This window comes from Micromonospora arida, from assembly GCF_003857035.1.
GTDB lineage: Bacteria > Actinomycetota > Actinomycetes > Mycobacteriales > Micromonosporaceae > Micromonospora > Micromonospora arida.
In genome coordinates this window covers 33,525-52,994 of record NZ_QGSY01000330.1, presented here as the reverse complement: position 1 = coordinate 52,994, position 19,470 = coordinate 33,525, and the positions used below count along the sequence as shown (strand labels likewise).

Annotated in this window: 8 protein-coding genes; 6 read left to right on the top strand and 2 right to left on the bottom strand. The window is 74.9% G+C overall.

Annotated features, from left to right (window positions below):
* Positions 1–24: 24 nt before the first annotated feature.
* Together DLJ58_RS32395 and DLJ58_RS32390 are read right to left on the bottom strand one after the other, a co-directional pair.
* The gene (locus tag DLJ58_RS32395; protein WP_124862558.1) at positions 25–522 is read right to left on the bottom strand and encodes an anthrone oxygenase family protein; all 498 of its coding nucleotides are present in this window, start codon (positions 520–522) and stop codon (positions 25–27) included.
* Positions 519–1,376: a Rossmann-fold NAD(P)-binding domain-containing protein gene (locus tag DLJ58_RS32390; protein WP_124862555.1), complete on the bottom strand. Its 858-nt coding sequence runs from the start codon at positions 1,374–1,376 to the stop codon at positions 519–521. Before DLJ58_RS32390 ends, DLJ58_RS32395 begins: the two co-directional genes overlap by 4 nt.
* 103 nt (positions 1,377–1,479) lie before the next feature.
* On the opposite strand from DLJ58_RS32390, the gene DLJ58_RS32385 reads away from it, so the two are divergent.
* From DLJ58_RS32385 to DLJ58_RS32360, 6 genes are all read left to right on the top strand, one after another.
* Positions 1,480–2,439: an AraC family transcriptional regulator gene (locus tag DLJ58_RS32385; protein ID WP_124862552.1), complete on the top strand. Its 960-nt coding sequence runs from the start codon at positions 1,480–1,482 to the stop codon at positions 2,437–2,439.
* A 161-nt stretch (positions 2,440–2,600) separates the two neighbouring features.
* Positions 2,601–4,913, top strand: coding sequence for a hypothetical protein (locus DLJ58_RS32380; protein ID WP_124862550.1), 2,313 nt, complete (start codon positions 2,601–2,603; stop codon positions 4,911–4,913).
* Between the two features lie 3 nt (positions 4,914–4,916).
* Positions 4,917–14,144 (top strand): DUF6603 domain-containing protein, encoded by a 9,228-nt coding sequence (locus DLJ58_RS32375; protein WP_124862547.1) that lies wholly within the window; start codon positions 4,917–4,919, stop codon positions 14,142–14,144.
* On the top strand, positions 14,141–15,289 hold the full coding sequence (locus DLJ58_RS32370; RefSeq protein ID WP_124862544.1) for a hypothetical protein: 1,149 nt from the start codon (positions 14,141–14,143) through the stop codon (positions 15,287–15,289). The genes DLJ58_RS32375 and DLJ58_RS32370 overlap by 4 nt, the downstream gene beginning before the upstream one ends.
* Positions 15,286–16,266 carry a hypothetical protein gene (locus tag DLJ58_RS32365; protein ID WP_124862541.1) on the top strand — a complete coding sequence of 327 codons (981 nt, stop codon included), beginning with the start codon at positions 15,286–15,288 and terminating at the stop codon, positions 16,264–16,266. Before DLJ58_RS32370 ends, DLJ58_RS32365 begins: the two co-directional genes overlap by 4 nt.
* A complete protein-coding gene (locus DLJ58_RS32360; protein WP_124862538.1) occupies positions 16,263–19,469 on the top strand; it encodes a hypothetical protein in 3,207 nt (1,068 codons plus the stop codon). The genes DLJ58_RS32365 and DLJ58_RS32360 overlap by 4 nt, the downstream gene beginning before the upstream one ends.
* The last annotated feature ends 1 nt before the right edge of the window (position 19,470 follow it).

Here is a 19,470-nt window from a genome sequence, read left to right as displayed (position 1 = left end):
GCGGCGCAGCAGACGCCGTCGAACTCACCTGCCCGAGAGGTAGACCCCGAGACCAGCCAGCAACAGGCTGATCAGGCTGGCGCCGGCGCGTAACGAGTTCCACCACGTCCAGGCGGACGAGTAGGAGGCCCACACCCGGACCGCCTCCGCAGGATCGGTCGGCACGCCTGCGGCGTCGAGCGTCTCGTTCATCGGCACGTTGACGACCACCGTCGGGATGAACGCGCCCACCAGGTACACCCCCGCGGCCACCAGGAACAGCACACCCGCCGACCGCTTCCCGAGGATCAGCAGGAACACACCGGTCACCGTGGCGGCGACGAGCGGGCCGGAGAACGTGACGAAGAACAGCGGATTCTGGATCCTCTGGTTGATGCTCGTCATGGCCCGGATCGCGGTGCCAGCGTCGGCGGCGTTCAGACCGGGCATCACCGCCACCGAAAAGGCGTAGTAGACACCGGCGATCGCACCCGTCACCACCAGGGTCACCGCCGCCGACCAGGCAGCCAGGGTGGCGTTCATGCCCAGTCTCCACCGGGTGACGTGTCCCATGCACCAGCGGCGGCGGCGTCCCGGGCATAGTCGGTGAACTCGCGCGGCCTGCGGCCCAGCGCCCGTTGCACACCATCGGCGAGCTGCGCATTGCGGCCGTCCAACACCTTGCCGAACAGTTCGGTCAGCACCGCCGTGAGCTCCGCCGGCACGGCGTACCCGGCCATCACGGCGGCGTACTCCTCGGGCGAGACCGATCGGTAGCGGATCTCCCGCCCGAGCGCGTTGCCGATCTCCGAGGTCGCCTCGGCGAAGGTGAGAAGTCGCGGGCCGGTCACCTCGTAGAGCTGCCCCGCGTGCCCGTCGTCGGTCAGCGCAGCGACCACGATGTCGGCGATGTCGAGGGCGTCGACGAACGGCTCCGGCACGTTCCCGGCCGGGAGGACGACCTCGCCGCCGCGTATCGAGTCGGTCAGGAAGTCCTCGCTGAAGTTCTGGCTGAACCAGCTCGCCCGCACGATCGTCCAAACCACTCCGGAGTCCTGGACCACCCGCTCGCTGAGTTTGGCCTCCTCCTCGCCCCGGCCGGAAAGCAGAACCAACCGTTCGATCCCGCCGGACACCGCCTGTTCGGTGAACGAGCGGATCGTCGCGAGGGCGTCCGGCGCGACCAGGTCCGGGTAGTACACCAGGTAGACCGACGAAACCCCGTCCAGTACGGGTGCCCAGGTGCGCTGATCGGTCCAGTCGAACGGCGGCTCGCCGGAGCGGGAGCCGACCCGTACCGGCCGGTCGAGTTTGGCGAGCCGGTCCACCACCCGGCGGCCGGTCTTGCCGGTGCCGCCCAGTACGAGGATTGGCTGCTCATCAACGGTCTTCGTCATGGCAACCAGTCAAGTCGAGGGCGGGCGCACCGGGAATGGGCGAGACTCTCGATCGCATGTCCCGACGTCTCGACCGCCCACCTCACAGGGCTAACCTGAGCGCATGGATGCGCTCGCGGGGCTGCTGGACGGGCCGAGGGCGCGCGGTGCGTTCCTGATGCGGTCGGTGTTCGACCCGCCCTGGTCGGTACGGATCCAGGATCGTGCGCCCCTCACCCTGGTCACCATGCTGCGCGGCACGGCGTGGGTGGTGCCGGATCAGGGTGCTCCGGTGCCGCTACGCCCGGGCGATGTCGCGATCATCCGTGGCCCGGAGCCGTACACGATCGCCGACGACCCGGCCACGGCGCCGCGGGCAGTGATCCATCCCGGTGAGCACAGCACCACGCCCACCGGGGACGAGTTGTGCGACGTGATGGACCTGGGTATCCGGACTTGGGGCGAACGCGCTGACGGGACGGCGGTGCTGCTCAGTGGCACGTACCAGTTGCAGGGCGAGGTCAGCCAACGGCTGCTGAGGGTCCTGCCCCATCTCCTGGTGCTGCCGGCCGGAGCACTGGACAGCCCGCTCATCCCCTTGCTCGGCGACGAGATGACCAAGGACGAGCCGGGGCAGGATGTGGTCCTGGACCGGCTGCTCGACCTACTGCTCATCGCCGTACTTCGGGCCTGGTTCTCCCGGCCCGAGGCGGCGGCGCCCGCCTGGTACCGAGCGCACGGCGATCCGGTGGTCGGCAGGGCGTTGCGACTACTGCATGACCACCCGGCAAAGCCTTGGACGGTGGCCACCCTCGCGGCCGGCACCGGTATCTCGCGGGCGGTGCTGGCCCGCCGGTTCACCGAACTGGTCGGCGAGCCTCCGATGGCGTACCTCACCAACTGGCGGCTCGCGCTGGCCGCCGACCTGCTGCGCGAACCGGACGCCACCGTCGGCGCGGTGGCCCGCCAGGTCGGCTACGGCAGCTCATTCGCACTCAGCGCGGCCTTCAAACGGGTACGCGGTCTCAGCCCGGCCGAACACCGGCAGGCCATCGGGTCGCCTGACGTCACTCCAGTGGGATGAACGTGCCGAGGCTGCCCTCCTCTGCCGTCTAGGCCGCAACCACACCGCGTCACCAACCGTCGCCAGCGCCAGGTCGGGTGTCCGACAGGCATTGCGGCGACCTATCTCCGCAGCGGCCCCTGCGTCTACGCTCTGCAACAAGGCGAGCGCTGGACACCGCTATGCGAGTGGAGGCGGAGCGATTGGCGAAGCTGAGCGAAGCCGAACGCAACGTGCGGTTCTGGCCGGTCGAGTTGGACGAGCCGGGGCTGGTTCTCGGCCTGCCGCCGGCCACACCGAACCCGTCGCAGGGATCCGGGCTGCCGTTCGGTGCCGCCGCAGAGACCCGGGCCTACGCACTGGTCGGCCCACAAGCGACGATGACCGGGCTGGCCGAGCGGTTCCTCGAGACCGTGATCGTTCCGCTGACCGCCAAGCTGCCCGCCGACAGCCCGTTCAAGGCCGTGCCGGACCGCTCCAGCCTGGCGAGGGCGCTGGCGCAGGTGTGCGCGACCACCGTCAGCGCGCAGGAGAGGTACGTGCTGGAATGGCGGACCGGCACACTCTTCCCGCTCCCGATGCAACGGTCGGCCACCGGCTGGCTGGTGTTCCTCGACAAGATCCAGCAGGTGCCGGCCGGCAACCTGCTGGTGCCCGACCCGACCACGGTGCCGGCCGGCGACCTCGTCGGCCCGACCGCGATCACGCCGGTGCGGGACCCGGAGCGGGAGGCGCAGCCGGAGCCGCCCTCGGCGCTGACCGCCCAGGTGACCGCGCTGATCGGCGGCAAGACCCCGGAGCAGGTCGCCACCGCGCTGGCCCACGATCTGCTGGACAACCCGTACGCGACCTGCCTGCGGGTGGTCGAGGCGCTGATCCAACTGGAGGCCCACGCGGCCGCCGACGGCAAGAAGTTCGCCGCCGCGATGGTCGCCGCGATGCTACCGCCGCAGCTGTCGGCGCTGGCCGCCACGACCGGGGGCAACGCGGTCCTGCGCCGGTGCTGGGCGCGGCTCACCTCGGCCGACCCGATGTTCGAGCCGGCGTCGCAGGCGCTGGACCTGGTGGTCCGGACGCCGGCGCAGGGCACCACCCGGCGGGAGTACTTCACACCCCAGCAGCGCCGGCCCGCCGTCGTGCCGATCGAGCCGCCGCTGACCAAGGATCAGACCACCGTCAATGGCCACGTGGTCGGCGGCATCGCCCTCGGCCGGCGGCAGACGTACGGCTGGACCGATGCCTTCTGGCCCGGGCCCTTCGCCCCCGGCGTGGTCGCCGTGCGGGTGTTCGACACGGCGCACGGGGCCGGCGTGCCGTGGCCGACCGGCGCCCGCCCCGACCTGATCGCCGCGCGGCGCCACGTGGTTGCGACGATCGGGCCGATCGAGGGGCAGATCGACGCCGTCCGGCTGGCCGACACCGCGCTGCTGTCGATCGGCACCCAGCAGTGGTCGTTCCACGTGGACAACGAGGGGACTGTCCTGCTCGAGCACTTCCGCCGGCGGGCCCCCGACCACTACGACGTGTTCTTCGGCATGTACGGCCTCGGTCTGGCGGTGTGCGACGCGACCGGCCGGATCAGCGCGGACGAGCCCGTCGTGTCGTCCCAACCGGATCGGGAGGTGCCGGCCGACGCGGTGCGGGCCGCGAACCCGCACGCGTTCACCGCCGGCGCCGCGAACGCCGCCCGGGACTACTACCCGACGTTCGTCACGATGGTCCAGGCCCGGCCGGGCGGTGACCCGCTGGTGCTGGATGCGCCGACCGGCAAGGACCGCCGGGACACACCCCGGTTCGACTTCTTCGGCTGGGCGCGGTCGGGATCCAAGGGCATCGGGTCACCGGTGTGGGCCGCTCGCTGCACGATCGCCCTGCAGTCGTCGCAAGCGTTGCAGGAGAGTGAGCTGGCGGTCGCCGCCTTCCGGTTCACCAGGGTCCTCGACGACGAGCGGGTCTGGGCGGCAGACTGGACCACCGGGACGCCGACCGTCAAGGACCGCAAGCCGTTCAAGCCCCCGGTGTCCGGGCTCGGCGGAGCGCGCCGGGCGGCAGAGAACGGCCTTCGGGTCGCCGGGGGCTGCCCGGAGGCCGGCCACACGGTGAGCCAACTGTTCCCGTCCCAGTACGGCGCCGCGCTGCTCCTGGACGCGCACATCAACGCGCCGAACCACCAGAAGGCCGCGATCATGCGTGCCTGGCAGCGGACCGTGGACGCCTTCCTGGCCGAGGCCACGGCGCAGCTGACCGCCGAGACCGGCCAGGCGCCCACCGCCGACCAGACGCTGTCGCGGGCCGGCACGCTGATCCACGTCGGGGCCACCGAGCAGCTCAGCGAGCCGTTCTTGCGGCGGTTCGCGGTCAGCTACGCGAGCCTGCGCGGGTACACCGAGTCGGGCAGCCGGACCGTGGTCTTTCCCGACCGTAGCTTCGCGCTCGGGTTCGAGCACGACCTGCACCTGTCGCCGCTGACCGGCACGTTCACCGGCTGGGTCTGACCCATGACGAATCTGACCGTGACGGGTGAGCTGGGCCCGGTGGCCGAAGCGCTCGGCACCGCGATCGGTGTGCTGCGGCCGGCCGCCTCGGGGCTGGAACTCGACGCTGGCTTCTTCGCCGCTCCCGGCGAACGGATCGGCCGGATGCTGGCCGATCCCGAGCAGCGGGCCGCCACCGTACGCGCGATGGCGTTGCTGGTGCCGCCGGACGACATCGACGGCGTGGCCCATCATCGGCTCGTCGACACCGGCGGCGTCACGGTGTCCATCACCACTGTGGACGCCGGCGGGTCGGTGGTGGTCGGCCTGGCCCTCGTCCTGCCGGCCGAAAGCGGGACGCTCGAGCTGGCGGTCCCGCTGGTGTCCGGGTCCGGATCGCGGGTCACCGCCGTGGCCGGCACCGACGAGCACCCTGTCACCGTGACGCTCAGCAGCCACGCCGCCGACGGGACCGGGCTGGCGGTCCGCGCCGGATTGGCCGGTCCGGACCTGGCGGCGGACAGCACCGTCACCGTGGTCGTCAGCCCGGCCGGTGCCGATCCCGTGACGCTCGACCCGGCGGCCGGCACCGCGCCCGGCGACGCCATCCGGGCGCTGATCTCGCCGCTGGCCGGTCCGCCACTGGCCGGCGTACTGGGTCTGTCCGGCGGGGTGCCGCCGTTGCCGCTGGCGCCCTCGACCGATGCCTCATCGGCCTGGCGAGGCTGGCTGTCGGACTTGCTCACCGGGCCCGAGCCGCCGGTGCTGCAGTGGTCGGCCGACCTGCTGGCGCTGCTCGACGGACGACCGCTGCCGGCTGGTTCCCCCGCACCGGCTCCGGGTGAACCGCTCGACCTGACGTTGCGTCGACCGGGCGGCAGCGCCCCCGGGTTCGGGCTGCGGATCGGGGTGGAGGACGGTCCGCGGGCCACCGCCGCAGTGCGTACCTGGTTCGACGGCCCGGCCGGCACGCTCACCGCCGAAGCGGCCCTGGCCGGCATTCCGCTGGCCGGGACGGCGCCGGCCACCGTCGGCGGATCCTGCTCGGTCACTGTGACGACGCCGGGCCGGCTGTGGCCGCCGGCCGACGGACACGACACGGAGCTGCGGGTGGGCACGCTGGTGGCCGGGCTGGCACACGGGCCGGCCGGTGTGGTTCCGGTGCTGGCTCTCGGCGACGTGCACCTGGCGCTGCCCGGGTCCGGCGCCGTCGACGTGGACCACCTCGATCTGACCAGTGCCGACCTGGTCGAGTCGGTGGCCGGGGCCCTCGCCGACGTGGTCGCGGGCGGGCTGGGCCGCTCGGTGCCGGCGACCGCCCTGCTCCGGCTGCTCGGGCTGGCGCCACCGCCGGGGGTGCCGCCCGTCGACGCCGGTCTGCTGGCCACCCAGCCGGGGCGGGCGCTGACCGACTGGTACGCGGCGCTGCGGGAATCCCCGACCGGCTGGGCGCCGGTCGCGGCGTGCGGTTGGGCGCTGCTCGGCGGCGCGCCGCCCGGCGACGACCTGGATGCGGTCGTGGTGAGCGGGGCAGGCACCTCGGCCGACCCGTGGCGGGTGCCGCTCGACCACCTTCCGGCCGGCTCCTTCGCCGAGCCGATGGCGTTGTGTGTGTGGGACGGCGGCGTGGCCGGAGGGCCACCCCGGCTGTGCGCCGGTCTCCGCGTCGCCGCCACCGTCACCGTCGCGCCCGGTGCGCCGGCGGTCGAAGCCGATCTGCTGGTCGAGCTGCTCGGTGTGGACGTCGCACCGGCCGGCGCGGCGGCGCCGCGGCTGCTGTCGTCGGTGCACGCCACAGTGCGGACCGCGCCCGGGGCGCTTTCGCCGGTCGGTGACACCGTTCTGACGCTGGGGCCGCTGGAGGTCGCCGTCAGCTGGACGGCCGGGTCACCGCTGACCGTCCGGAGCACGGTGGGCGGCGTCACCGCCGGCGATGCCAGGCTCGACGCGATCGAGTTCCCCGGGCCCGTGCCGTCCTCCGGCGAGCCGGATCTGGGCCTGGCCGACGGGAACGCGGCGGTGCTGTGGACGGTCGCCCGGACGTTGGTCGGGGCCGCCGCATCGGCGATCGGTGGCGCCGGCCGGCTGGCCACCGTGCTTGCCGGCGCACGGGACGGGCCGCCGCCGGTGGACCTGCCGGACCCGGACGACGTGCGGTCCGGCGTGGGCGATCCAGCCGGGCTCGTCGGCGGCTGGCTGACCGGGATAGCCGTGGACGAGAGCGGCGTGAGCGCGGCGGGTCGCCCCCACCTGCTCGGCCTGCTGGCATGGTTGCGGGCGCTGCTCACCCGGCGACTGACCGGCGCTCCCGGCCGTTCGGTCGACCCGGCGGCGGACGACACCGGCGGCTCGGGGACGGCGGACACCCCGTGGTGCACACCGCTGCACGAGGCGGACCAGCCGGCCGTCGAGCTGCTGACGTGGATCTCCGGTGACGGGCCGCCGACGACGTGGGGCCCTCTGGCGTCGGCCGTGCTGTTCCCGGTGGAGTCGAGGACCTACGAGGCGGCGGGCGCGGTCGAGACCGGCGACGAGCCGGTCGAGGCCGAGGAACTATGGGCGTACGGGTCGGGCGACACGGTTCCGGACGGCCCGGACATCGTCACGGCGGTGCAGGCCCTGTCTGCCGCCGGAGGCATCGATCCGCGCCGCCTGGCCGGGTTGAGCGGCGGGTCGATCGACCGGCTCGCGAGCGTGCTGTCCGACGCCGACGGCGTCCTGCACGCCGGTGCTGCCGCGCCGCCGCCGGGCTGGGCCACCGCCACGCCCGTGCCGGCCTCGCACTGGGACCTGGTCGCGCACCCGGACGCCGCCGCCGTCGCTGCCGCGCACCTGCGGTCTGCTGTGGAAGGCGCCGATCCCGCCGGCTGGACGCTGATCGCGGTCGACGCGGGACTGACCGACCCGGGCGACTGGAACCCGCTGGCGGAGGCGCTGGGGCTGGGCCCGCCGCTGCCGGTCACCCTGCGGGTGCCCGGTGTGGAGCCGGCGCTGGTCGATCTCGGTGGGTTGACGCCGTCCCCGGCGTACGTGATCGACCTCGGCGACGCGGCCACCGCCACCTCGTCCGAGCTGGCCGGCCGCCTGGCGCACGCGGTGGACGGTATCCGAGCCGCCCGCGGCGTCGACAGGGTGATCCTTGCCGCGCACTCCTGGGCCGGCCTGGTGGCGTGCGACTGGGTGCGGGCGGCACCGGCCGGGGTGCTCGGCCTGGTCACCCTCGGCACCCCGTTCAGCGACCCCACCGTCGACGACGACGCCGGAGGCGCCCCCGGGCCGGCCGGCGTGCTGGTCGACCCGGACCTGGCCGGCACCGTGCACGCCGTCCGGGCGCTGTTCGCCGACCCGTCCGTCCTCGGCCCGCACGGGTACGTACTGCGCCGGCTGGCCGGCACCGTCACCGGCTGGCGGACCGGCGCCCCGGGGGAGCCGCCGGTGCCCCGGGAACCACTGACGCCGATGCTGGCCCGGGCGGGTGAGGACCGGGCCACGCCGCCCGAGGTGCCGGCGCTGGCCGTCCGCGGCGCCCTCCCCGGTGACCTCCGCCGCGACCTGGGCCGCGCGCTGTGGCGGCTCGGGCCCGCCGGCAGCGCTCCAGGGCCGATCCGGCAAGGGGTACGTGTCGGGCTCGACCTCGGGCCGGCCGCCGCCGACGAGGCCTCCGTCGCGCTCACCGTGCGGCTGGACACCACAAGCGACGGCGCGGCCGTCGAGGTCGGGGCGGAGCTCGGCAGTCCGGCGGGGTGGCTGGTCGGCGGGCCGCTCGGCGGGCCGGAGCGGGTCCGGTGGGCGGAGTTCGTGGCCCGGCGCGACGGCACCGGCACCCGCCTCGATCTGCTGATGTACGACACCGCCCAGGCGGGGGTGACCGCCCCCGTCGTGGGCCTGGCCGACCCGACCGGTCCCGCGCTGGCCGCCGCCGTGCTGACCGAGCTGGGAGTGCAGGCCGAGCGGGGTGGGCGGGCCGGTGTGCTGGTCGAGCTGCTGACCGCGCTGGATCTGGTCGCCGGCGCGGGTGCGGATCTGGCCCTGCTGCCGGACGGCATCGCGATGCTCCAGGACGACCGCGCCTTCGGTGGCGTGCTGGCGGCAGTGCTGGATCGTCCCGGCGGCGCGGCCGGGCTGCGGCGCGACACCGGCTCGCCGGACGGGCGCGGGCCGTGGCGCTACCACCACCCGGCGCTGCCGGTCGAACTCGTGGTCACGCCGGCCGATGTCACAGTCACGACCACCGGAGCCGGGCTGCCCGCCGGTCAGGACGGCCTGCTGACCGGCACCGCGCGAGTCACCCTCCCGGAGGAACCGACCGGCCGGATCGGCTGGGAGCTGACCGCCGGCGACACCGTACTGACCAAGGAGGCCGACGGCGGCGCCGTCCGGCTGCGCGGCCCCGGGTTGGAGCCTGCCGCGACGCTGCTTCCGCCCGACCCGGACCTGCTCGACCGACTGGCCGGACCGGCTGCCCGCACCTTCGCCGCGGCGGCGCTCGGCGCCGGCCTCGGCTTGGCCCGTGGCGGTGGGCCCATGCCCTGGCTCGGCGGCTTCCTCCGCGATCCGGGCGCCGAACTGTCCCGGCGGCTCGGCGGCGACGGCGCCGGCCCGCCCGATGCCGGGATGGTGGGCGCGCTGCTGACCGAGTTGGGCGCGCTGGTCGGCGGCGGAGGACCGTTGACGCTGCCCGGTGGGCTGGCCCTGTACGCCCGGGCCGGGCCTGGTGGAACGCTGCGGATCGGCCTGGCCGGCGACGGTCCGCTCGAGCTGGCCGGGCAGGGCGCAGCCGCGACGACGCTGGACGCCGATCTGTGGCTCGACGTCGATGCCACCCGGACCGCCACCCCGGGCGGTACCCTGCGGCTGCACCTGCCGTTGCCGGACGGTCCGTGGGAGGCCGTCGACGTGATCCTCGGCGCTGGGCCGGACGGGGCGACACTGGCGGTGACGCCGGGCGCGCTCGGCGCCACCATCGGCCTGCTGCCCGCCGTGTCCGGGCTGGACGCCCTACTCGGCGGCGGCGCCCGGCTGCTGCTCGCCGCGGTGCTGGACGAATTGGCCGACCGGCTGCCGGACTCGCCGGCGAGGACTGCCGCGCTCGGCGTCGCCGCGGCGTTCGGGCTGTACGACCCGGTGACCGGCCGGTTCGACAGCGCCCGACTGGCCGGCCTCGGCACCGACCTCACCGGCGCACCGCCCGACCTGCCCACCGCCCGTCGCCGGGCCGACGCGCTGGCCGCGGTGGCCCGGCTGCTGGCACCGGCCGCCACGGCGAGCAGTGTGGACGGCGTCGCGCAGCTCACTGCCACCCTCGGCGGCGGCGGCCGGTTGACGATCGGAACTGGCCTGGCAACCGGGCCGGCGACGGTCCGGGCCGAATTGGCCGGGGCGGTCGCCGGTGCGGCGAGCCTGGATCTCGACGTGTCCGCCGCCGGAAGCAGCCTGAGCCTGGCCGGCGCTCTGGACCTCGGCCGGGGCATGGTGCTCCGACCGCTGCTGACGGCCGAGTCGCTGCCCTCGCAACAGGCCGGCACGGTGACGGTGGATCTTCTCGCCGACGCCACGGTGGTGCTCCCGCTGGCCCCGCACCCGGTGCCGCCGACCGCCGCGCAGCAGCGCCGGCTGGCCACCCACCTGGCGGTCCCGCTGGCCGTCCGGGCACTGCTCGACACGGCCCACCTGGAGGATCCGCTGTGGAGTGGCGGGCCGAACGCCGGTGACCTGTTGGTGGCCGCCGGCCTGGCCCGCCGGCGGGGAGGCATCCTCACCGTCGCCGCCACCCCCGACCTGGCAACCGTGCTCGGCGGGCCGCTGCGGCTGGTCGCCGGCGCGTCCGTGCCGATCGTCGAGGGACTGGAGCTGGCCCTGACCCGCGATGGCACCCGGTACGGCCCTTCGCTGCGCGGCACGCTGGCCCTGAACGCCGGTGGGCCACCGGTGACGCTGCACCTGGGCATGCCGGCCGAGGTGCCGACCGACTGGGACGGCGCCGACGCCGGCGTGGCCGTCCTGCTGGTCGACGTACCGACCGGCGGCATTCCCGCGCTGGCGCCGCTGCTCCGGCTGGCCGGCACCGGCTTCGCGGTCACCGGCGAGCACGGCGCGCTGGTCGACACGCCGCTGGTGACGATCCGCACCGCGGGCCTGTTCGGACTGGTCGACGTGGACCTCGACGGCCGGGTCCGGCCGGCTGGCCCGGTGCACGGGGCGCTGCAACTGCTCGCCCTCGGCCTTCCGCTGCTCCCGTCCGAGGGCGGCGACAACCCGGTCGCCGCCTCACTGCTCGCCGCCACCGGCGGCGACCCGACCCCGGCCAGCCCGCCGGTCGACCTCACCCTGGCCAGCGGCGACGACGGCTGGACCGTCCGGTTCGCCGGTGAGCCAGCCCTGCGCCTGCCGGTGCAGCAGGGATTCGGCCCGCTGTACCTGGACGAGGTCGCGCTGTCGTATGAGTCGGCGGCGCACCGGATCGGCGTCGGCGTGTCCGGCGACGTGTCCGTCGGCCCCCTGATCATCGGGCTGGACGACCTCACCGTACGGGTTCCGCTGGCCACCGCCGGCGACCCGGCGAGCTGGCTGGTCGACCTGGCCGGACTCGCCGTCGCGCTGGCCTCGGACGTGATCGAGGTCTCCGGCGGGCTGAAGAAGCTGCCGTTGCCCGGCGGCGACGTCGAGTACCTTGGGGCCCTGTCGGTGACGCTGGCCGGGCGCAACCTGACCGCGGTCGGCAGCTATTCCCAGCCGCACGACGAGTTGGGCGAGTACACGTCGCTGTTCGTGTTCCTCAACGTGCCGATCCCGCTCGGTGGGCCGCCCTTCTTCTTCGTCCTCGGGCTGGCCGCCGGTGTCGGCTACAACCGGCGCCTGCTGGTCCCGGACGACCCCGCCGAGGTGCCGGCGTTCCCGCTGGTCGCCGCCGTCTCCGGGGACCTCGGCCTCGGCGACGACCCGGTGGCCGGGCTGCGGGCGATCGGCGCCGACCTGTCACCCGCCCGGGGCGCCTACTGGGGCGCGGCAGGGGTCCGGTTCACGACCTTCGGCCTCATCCAGGGCACTGCGCTGGCCTACGTCAGCCTGGACACGGGCGTCGAGATCGGGCTGCTCGGACTCCTCCAGCTCGCGCTGCCGTCCGACGGGGCCGGCACCGTACTGTCGGTCGAACTCGGCCTGGCCGCCAGCTACAGCACCATCGACCGGATCATCTCGGTGCGCGCCGGACTGACCGCCGGCTCCTGGCTGTTCAGCAAGGACTGCCGGCTGACCGGCGGCTTCGCCTTCATGGCCTGGCTGGCCACGCCGGAAGTGCTGCTGAGCATCGGCGGCTACCACCCGCGATTCACCGTCCCCGACCACTACCCGGAGGTGGACCCGGTCGGCTTCGAGTGGACTCCCGGATCCGGCGTCAGCGTCAAGGGAGAGACCTACTTCGCCCTGACCCACAGCGCCGCGATGCTCGGCGGCAGCCTGGAGGCGTCCTACGACCGCGGCACGGTCCGGGCCTGGTTCGAGACCTCGGTCGACGTCATGGTCACCTGGGATCCGTTCACCTACCGGGCCGACCTGCACATCGGCGTCGGCGCCTCGCTGACCATCCAGGCCTGTGTCTTCGTCTGCGTGCGGGTACGGATGAGCGTCGACGTCGGCGCCGACCTGCACATCGCCGGGCCGCCGCTGCGGGCGGTGGCCGGCGTCGACCTCGGCGTCACCTCGATCACCGTCGCGTTCGGCGATGAGGTGCCGCAGCCGTGGCTGAGCTGGGCGGAGGTCAGCCGCACCTATCTCGGCGGTGGCCGCGATGATCAGCCCGCCACGGTCACCAGCGTCACCGCCGGCCGGCTGGAGAGTACGGTGGCCACCGCGCCGGACGGGTCGGAAGCCGAGCCCTGGGTGGTCGGTACGACCTTCACCCTGGTCGTCGACAGCGCCATGCCGTGCACCGGGCTGAAGATCGAGGACTCCGCTGCCGGCGAGCACCGGCCAGCCGGGGTGGTGACACCGTCCGATCTGGACGTCGTACCGGCCGGTCCCGACCTGGAAACGGTCACGGCGGTGCTGTCCGTCGCGATCTCCAAGCGCATCGTCGGCGACTGGGAGCCGGCCACCACCGACGTGGTCGACAGCCTCGAGGTCACCGGGCAGCAAGGTCACTTCCCGGCGGCGCTGTGGGAGCAGGGCCGCGCCGACGAGCCGGCCGCGGCGATGCTGGCGGCGATCGGCGGGTCCCAGCTCGTCGCCGGGTTGACCGTCACTGAGCGCACCGGGGCCTTCGGCGACCACGCGACGGTTCCCTTGTCGACGCTGGTCGAGGAGCAGCCGACGTTGCCGCTGCCGCTCGGGCCGGCCGGCGGGCCGACCTGGCCGGGCCAGATCGAGCCGCCCGTGCCGAAGCCGGTCCCGGGGCGGCGCCGGACGACCCAGCCGAGGCTGCTCGGGGTGGGACGACGACGCGCGGCGGGGACGCCGTGGTCCGGTCGTGGTGCGCTCCGCGACGACCAACGGCGTGACGGGGACACCAGCGCGGTGCGGCTCGATCCCGGCGCGGCCGCCGTCTGGGACGTCCGTGACCTCCGGTTCGCCGACCTCGCCCTCGATCGCGAGGGGGGCGGGTTGCGCCTGATCGCGTTGACCGCCGGTGGCCGTCCACTCGTCGACCGCGTCGTGCCCGCCGGCGCCGATCTGGCCGCGCTGCTGCCGCCCCGCACCGCCCGGGTCGCCCTGTTGCCGGCCGGCGAGGCCGATCCGGAGCAGGACCGGGCGGCCGGCTGGCGGTTGCGCGACGAGCTGATCCGGGTCGGGCCGGGCACCTTCCTGGCCGGTGACGCCGTGGTGCTCACCGCGACCCCGGTGCCGCCCGCCGGCCGCTACCCCGGTGCGGTCGCCACGGTGCCGGCCGTCTCGGTGCTGGCCGGTCAGCCGGCCACCACCACGGTCGTCCACGGCCCCGGCAACGTGCTGGTCGTCAAGTGTTCCGCCGGCGCCGACCCGGTGATCGACGTCCGCGGCGGCGAGGCCGGCCGGCTCCGGCGTGTCCCGGCCGCCGACGGCGCCCTGCTGGTGGTCCCGATCCGCCGTGCCGCCGGACCGCTGCGCGTTCGGGTGTCCGGCACGGGGACGGCCGCCGTGCTGATTGTCGACGGTGGAGCGCCCGCCTGGGTCGACCGGCTGACCGACCGGCCCGGGCTGCCCCGTCCGGGTGGTACCGGAGGCAGTGCCGTCCGCGTCAATCTGCGTTCACGCATCCCGGGAGGGAGACCGACATGACCGAGACCCTCCCGATCGGGAGCATCCGCCTGTACGACAGCGTGGTGCCCGACATCACGGCCGGTGTCTACCGGGTGCGCTCGTCGCTCGCCGTCGCATCAGCCGATGACACGCTGGCCGCCCCGCCGGTGCACGACGCCTTCATCGAGGTGGCCGGCCCGCGGTTCGCCCTGTCGCCGTCCGATGTGGCGGCCGTCCACCCGGCGCCCGGCTCGATCGGCGCATACGGCCAGCGGCTGCCGCACATCGCGCTGACCCGCCGCACACTGCCGTGGGAACGTCGGTTCAGCGACGGCACACCGTGGCTGGTCCTGCTCGTGGTCCGCCCTGACGAGGCCACCGTGCTGGCCCCGCGCCCCCTGCGCGAGGCCGTCGGGGAGCAGCACTTTGCCACCCTCGCGGCGGCCGGCGACATCGACGGCGACGGGCCGGACGTCGCCGTCCTGCTCGCCACCGATCCGATCACCCAGGCCGGGCTCCTGCCGGTGAAGGCCGATGTCGGCCTGCTCAGCCACGTCCGACAGGTGAACGTGGCCGACACCGAGCTCGCGATGGGCGACGACGACGGCTGGTTCGCAGTCGTCGTGGCGAACCGGCTGCCGACCGAGCCCGGTCCGTACACCGCCTGCCTGATCTCGATGGAGGGCCGGGAGGCGCTGCTGTCGGCCTCGGCCGCCACGCCGACCCCGTTCGTCGTGCTGCACTCGTGGGAGTTCGAGGTGGGCGCCGGGGGGCTCTTCGAGGTGATCGCGCGCGGGCTCGACGTCGACGCGCTGGCACTGCCCGGCGGCGCCGACCCACCCGTGCCGATCCGGCGGGTGGACCACGACGGGCACTCGCACGCCGCCACCTACCGCGGTCCGTTGCGGGCCGGGCCGGTCGACCCGGCGCGGCCACCCCGGACGGACGACGTGGGACGGGCCGCGGCCGCCGAGCTGGGCCGGTTGCTCGGCGGGGCGGACGGCCGGTTCATGCAGGAGGTGGTCGGCTGGCACCGCGACATCGACCGGGCCGAGATCGCGGTCGTCAACCGGGTCGGCGTGGACGCTCAGCCACCGACCGGCCCGGCCCGGGTTCACGAGCTCCTGCGCCCGCACCGCGCCGATCCGGCACGGATCCCCGACGCCGTCCGGGAACCGCGATGAAGGCGCTGGTCACCGACGGGCAGCTGCTCGACACGCTGGCCACCGCGCACCAGACGGGACTGGTGCCGACGACCGTGGTGGGCGCACCGGCGTCCTATGTGTCGTCCCGCGTCGCGGCCTGGCGGCTGCTGCACGACATCCCGTACGCGTATCTGGTCCCGGACGCCACGATGCTGCCGGCCGAGTCGATCCGTTTCTTCCACGTCGACCCGGCCTGGCTCGACGCACTCACCGAGGCCGCGCTGGGGCTGGGCGCCGATCCGCCGACCTGGCAGACGCGGGCACCGCGGGTCTTGCCGGCCACCCGCCGGGCCGTGCTCGGGTCGATGCGTCAGGTGCGAGACGTGCGCCGCGGACGGATCGTGGTCGGTGACGGCCCGAGCGACCTGCCGTGGCCACCGCCGGCCGGGCAACCGGACGAACCCGTCGAGGACCCGCCGGTCACCGGCTTCCTGCTGCGGTCGGCCCTGGTCTCGCGGTGGCATGGGCTGCAGGTCCGGGCCTGGACCACGGCCGCGGTGCCGTCCGGCGCCGACCCGGCCGAGCACGCGGCCGAGCACCCCGAGAGGGTAGTGCCGATCCTGCGACTGGAACGGCTGTCGCCCGGTGTGCTGATCGCGCTGTTCGGCGGCGTACCCCGGCTGGTCTGGCTGGAGGAACCCCATCACGGCGTCCAACTCGGCGTCGACGTGGCCGCCGCGGTTCCGCACCTCCCGGCCGGACCACGGACCGAGTCCGGCCGGGAGATCCAGCGACTGCACAGCGTCGCGGTGCGCGACGAGGAGGGCCAGCCGACCGGCCAGGTGGTGTCGGTGCCGATGCGGGCCGGCGCGCGGCCCGGTGTGGTGGACGTCAAGGAGTTGGCTGCGGCGCTCGACGCTGCCCGACCGCTGCCGGCGCCCCGCGGGGGCGCCGGGATGAGCCTGGCGCTGCTGCAGCCACCCGCCCGTCAGCGCTTCGCCGGGGGTGCCCGGTGACCCGCCTGCTGGTTCCGGTGCAGCTCGACGTGCTGGTGGTCCGTGACGAGCACGAACGCTGGGCGACCACGGCGATGACCCAGCCGGTCGCCGGCGCCGGAGGACCCCGCCGGCAACGGCTCGCCCCGGAGCCGTTCACCGAGCTCGCCGACGGCCGGCCGCCCGGCGCCCACCTGCACTGGGCCGTGCCCGACGCGCTGACCCGGGCCGGCCGGGACGCCGTCGAACCGGTGTTCCCGGTATTGCCGGACCGGTGGCTGGTGGTCCGGCTCAGCGGCCCAGCCACCGCGCCCACCCGTACGGTGCGAACCTGGCTGTTACCGCCGGGGAGCGGATCGGGCCTGCCCGGGCCCGGACCGGGCCTGCCGGACCTGCCCGACATCGAGCTGCCGGACCTGACGCCGCCGATAACCGCACTCGGTCCAGGAGACCCGGCCTGGACTGCCGCGTACGACAACGTGCTCGGGCGGTTCGCGCTCTACGACGACCTGCTCGACGTCGGCCGCGCCGCGCAGTCGATCGCCTACCTGGTCTGCGGCTGGTACGGCCGGGCCGGCGCCGACCCGCTGACCGGGGCGGACGAGGCTCGCTTCTGGACGTTGCTGGAGGAGTTCGGGTGGAGCCTCGATCCGCGGTCCTCCGGTGCCGATCCGGTGCCGACATCCTGTCTGTTCCACGGTTCGGGGGTCGCCATCGGCTGGCCGCAGCCGCGCTGGCCGGGCGGCGGTGACCTCGGGGCCGAGGCCGAGGCCCGGCCGGTGCCGGCGGAGGTCGTGGTCGCGGTGGGCGACACGACGGCCGCGGCGGTGGCGACGCTGGCGCTGACCGCCGAGGACGGTACGGAGGGCGGGCGCCGTGACCGGGACGAGGCGTCCGGCGTTCCCGGCGGCCCGCTGGTACACCGGCTGACCGAGACTGCCCTGCTCAGCGCCCCCGACCGGCTCGATCTCCCGGACTGGCCGGCCCGGCTGGACGCGGCGCTGCACCGGGCCCGGTTCGGTCACCGCCCGGGGCGCCCGGTGACGGAGGTGGTGTGGCAGCCGTCGCCGCCCTCCGCCCCGGTGGTCGACAGCCCTGGTCCGGGCGGCCCTGGCCTTCCCGGGCCGGTGCCGATCCCGGCGCCGCACGGACGGCTGGTCGAGGTCCGCCGGCCCGGACCGCGTACCTGGCACGCCAAGGATCCCGTGGTCGTGCTGCAGGGGGCGGGCCGGGGATTCCGGCACGGTGGCGACGGCCGATACACCCCGACCGGGCACCTGGTCTGCCGGACCACCGTCACGGTGCTCGGCGTCGGCATCCCGCCGAAGCTTGGCCTCGGCGCCGAGGCTCTCCCGGACGACCCGCTGGCCGGTCTGCCGGTGCCGGCACCGGACTGCGCGAACCTGCTCGTCGAGCTGGCGGCGACGGACCCTGGCTCGGCCCCGGACCTCGCGTCGGCGCCACCGGGCCGGCCGAGCCTGCTGGCCGCGGCCAGGGCCCGGCTGTGGCTGCTCCGCGACCCCGACGCGCTGCCGAGCGGCGGCCTGACCGGCGTGACGGTGGTGGGCGCGCTGCCGTCGCCCCTGGCGCTGACCCCGCCCGGCCGCCCGTGGGCGCCGTTCCGGCTCGACTGGTCGCTCGGGTACGTCCCCTCACCGGGCGGAGTGCACGACTGGACGCTCGATGACCTCGACTTCGTGCCGGCCGGTGCGGCGCCGGCCGGCAAGCCGACCCGACTGCTCACCGGGTCGACGGTCCTGACCGCGCACGCCGCCACGATGGCCGAGCAGAACACGCCGCTGGACCTGCTGTCCGGTTCCCTGGCGGACCTCGCCGCCCGCCTGCGCGGCGACCCGCTGGAGCCGGTCGTCCGCGAGCGGGGAAGTCCGGTGGCCGACCCGCCGGCGCCGGCCCGGGTGTCGATGCGGTTCACCGACGGCGCCGGTGGGACGGCCGAGGCGGTCGACGGCACAGCTCCGATCGCGGGTTACCTGCTGGCCAGTCCACTCGACGGCAGCGTCGAGCTGTTCGACGCGGACGGCGGTGGTCTCGGCCGGCTGCGGCCCGACCCGGTCGCCGGGACGGTCTGGGAGGCCGAGCCGGGCACCGCGGCCCAGGTGGGTGGTGGGCCGGACCGTGACGTGCCGAACACAGTGCTGGCCGCCGTGGCCGATCGGGTGCTGGCCGCCGACCGGGGGCTGCGTGCGTTGCCGGCCCACCTGCGTACGCTCCCCGCTCTGGAAGCTCTGCGACGCGTTCTCGACGTCACTCGAATGACCGTGGACGAGGTGGGCGCGGCCGGTACCGAACACCTCGGGCTGCTCCTCGGACATCCGGTCGCGGTGGTCCGGGCCCGGCTCGCCATCGAGGTGGAGGATCCGCGCCGGCCTCCCGCACTGGCCGTCACGGCGCTTCCCGTCCGGCTCGGCGTCCTCGGTCACCTGCAGGACGGCCTGCTCGGTGCCTTCGTCGCCGACGAGCACGGACGCCTGCTGGTGGTCGACCCGGCGGTGGCCGACCTGGCCGGGGACGGCGACACGCTACCCGCCTACGTGAACCCCTCCGGCACGTTCACGGTGCAGCCGGGATCGCCGGTGATGCTGACTCTGCTGATGGTGCCCGGCTCACGGGTGCACGTGACGACCGGACTGCTGCCCCGCAAGGCGGTCACGCTGGAACGGTCCTGGACCGCCCCCGCCCTGGCCCGGATCTCACCGACCGTCCGGCGTGGCCCCGTCCTCCGCGATCCGGCCGTGACGCGGCTGCCGGTTCCCGGCCGGGTCCGCGGGTCGTGGTCCTGGCACCGGCGAGCCGATCCGTGGACGTGGATCGGTGACGAGGTGGTGCCGGCGACCGCCGAAGCGCTGCCGCCGACCGGACCGCTGGAAGCCAGCGACGGCTGGTTGCGGCTGAACCGCGGACCGGATCCCGACTACGGGGCACTCCCGCTGGACGTCACGTGTGTCCGGACCGTTCTGATCGACGGCGTCCGGACGGTGGTCGCCGTCGGCGTGGACAATGCGGACGGCAGCCACGTACGGGTGCCGGTCACCCAGGCGGCCGGACTGTTGGAGGTCCGCCGGCTCGGGCTCCGGGCCCGGCGTCCGTCCGGGCCGCCGGTGCCGGTGCGGGTGATCCGGCGGGCCGACGGCTCCCGATCGCTGCGGGCAGTGGAGGACGGCGTGGACGCCCTGCTCGCCCTGCCGGAGTGCCGGGACGGCTAAG

Coding starts and splice junctions, on each gene's coding strand:
- DLJ58_RS32395 (WP_124862558.1), bottom strand. CDS start 522: ATGAACGCCACCCTGGCTGCCTGGTCGGCGGCGGTGACCCTGGTGGTG.
- DLJ58_RS32390 (WP_124862555.1), bottom strand. CDS start 1,376: ATGACGAAGACCGTTGATGAGCAGCCAATCCTCGTACTGGGCGGCACC.
- DLJ58_RS32385 (WP_124862552.1), top strand. CDS start 1,480: ATGGATGCGCTCGCGGGGCTGCTGGACGGGCCGAGGGCGCGCGGTGCG.
- DLJ58_RS32380 (WP_124862550.1), top strand. CDS start 2,601: ATGCGAGTGGAGGCGGAGCGATTGGCGAAGCTGAGCGAAGCCGAACGC.
- DLJ58_RS32375 (WP_124862547.1), top strand. CDS start 4,917: ATGACGAATCTGACCGTGACGGGTGAGCTGGGCCCGGTGGCCGAAGCG.
- DLJ58_RS32370 (WP_124862544.1), top strand. CDS start 14,141: ATGACCGAGACCCTCCCGATCGGGAGCATCCGCCTGTACGACAGCGTG.
- DLJ58_RS32365 (WP_124862541.1), top strand. CDS start 15,286: ATGAAGGCGCTGGTCACCGACGGGCAGCTGCTCGACACGCTGGCCACC.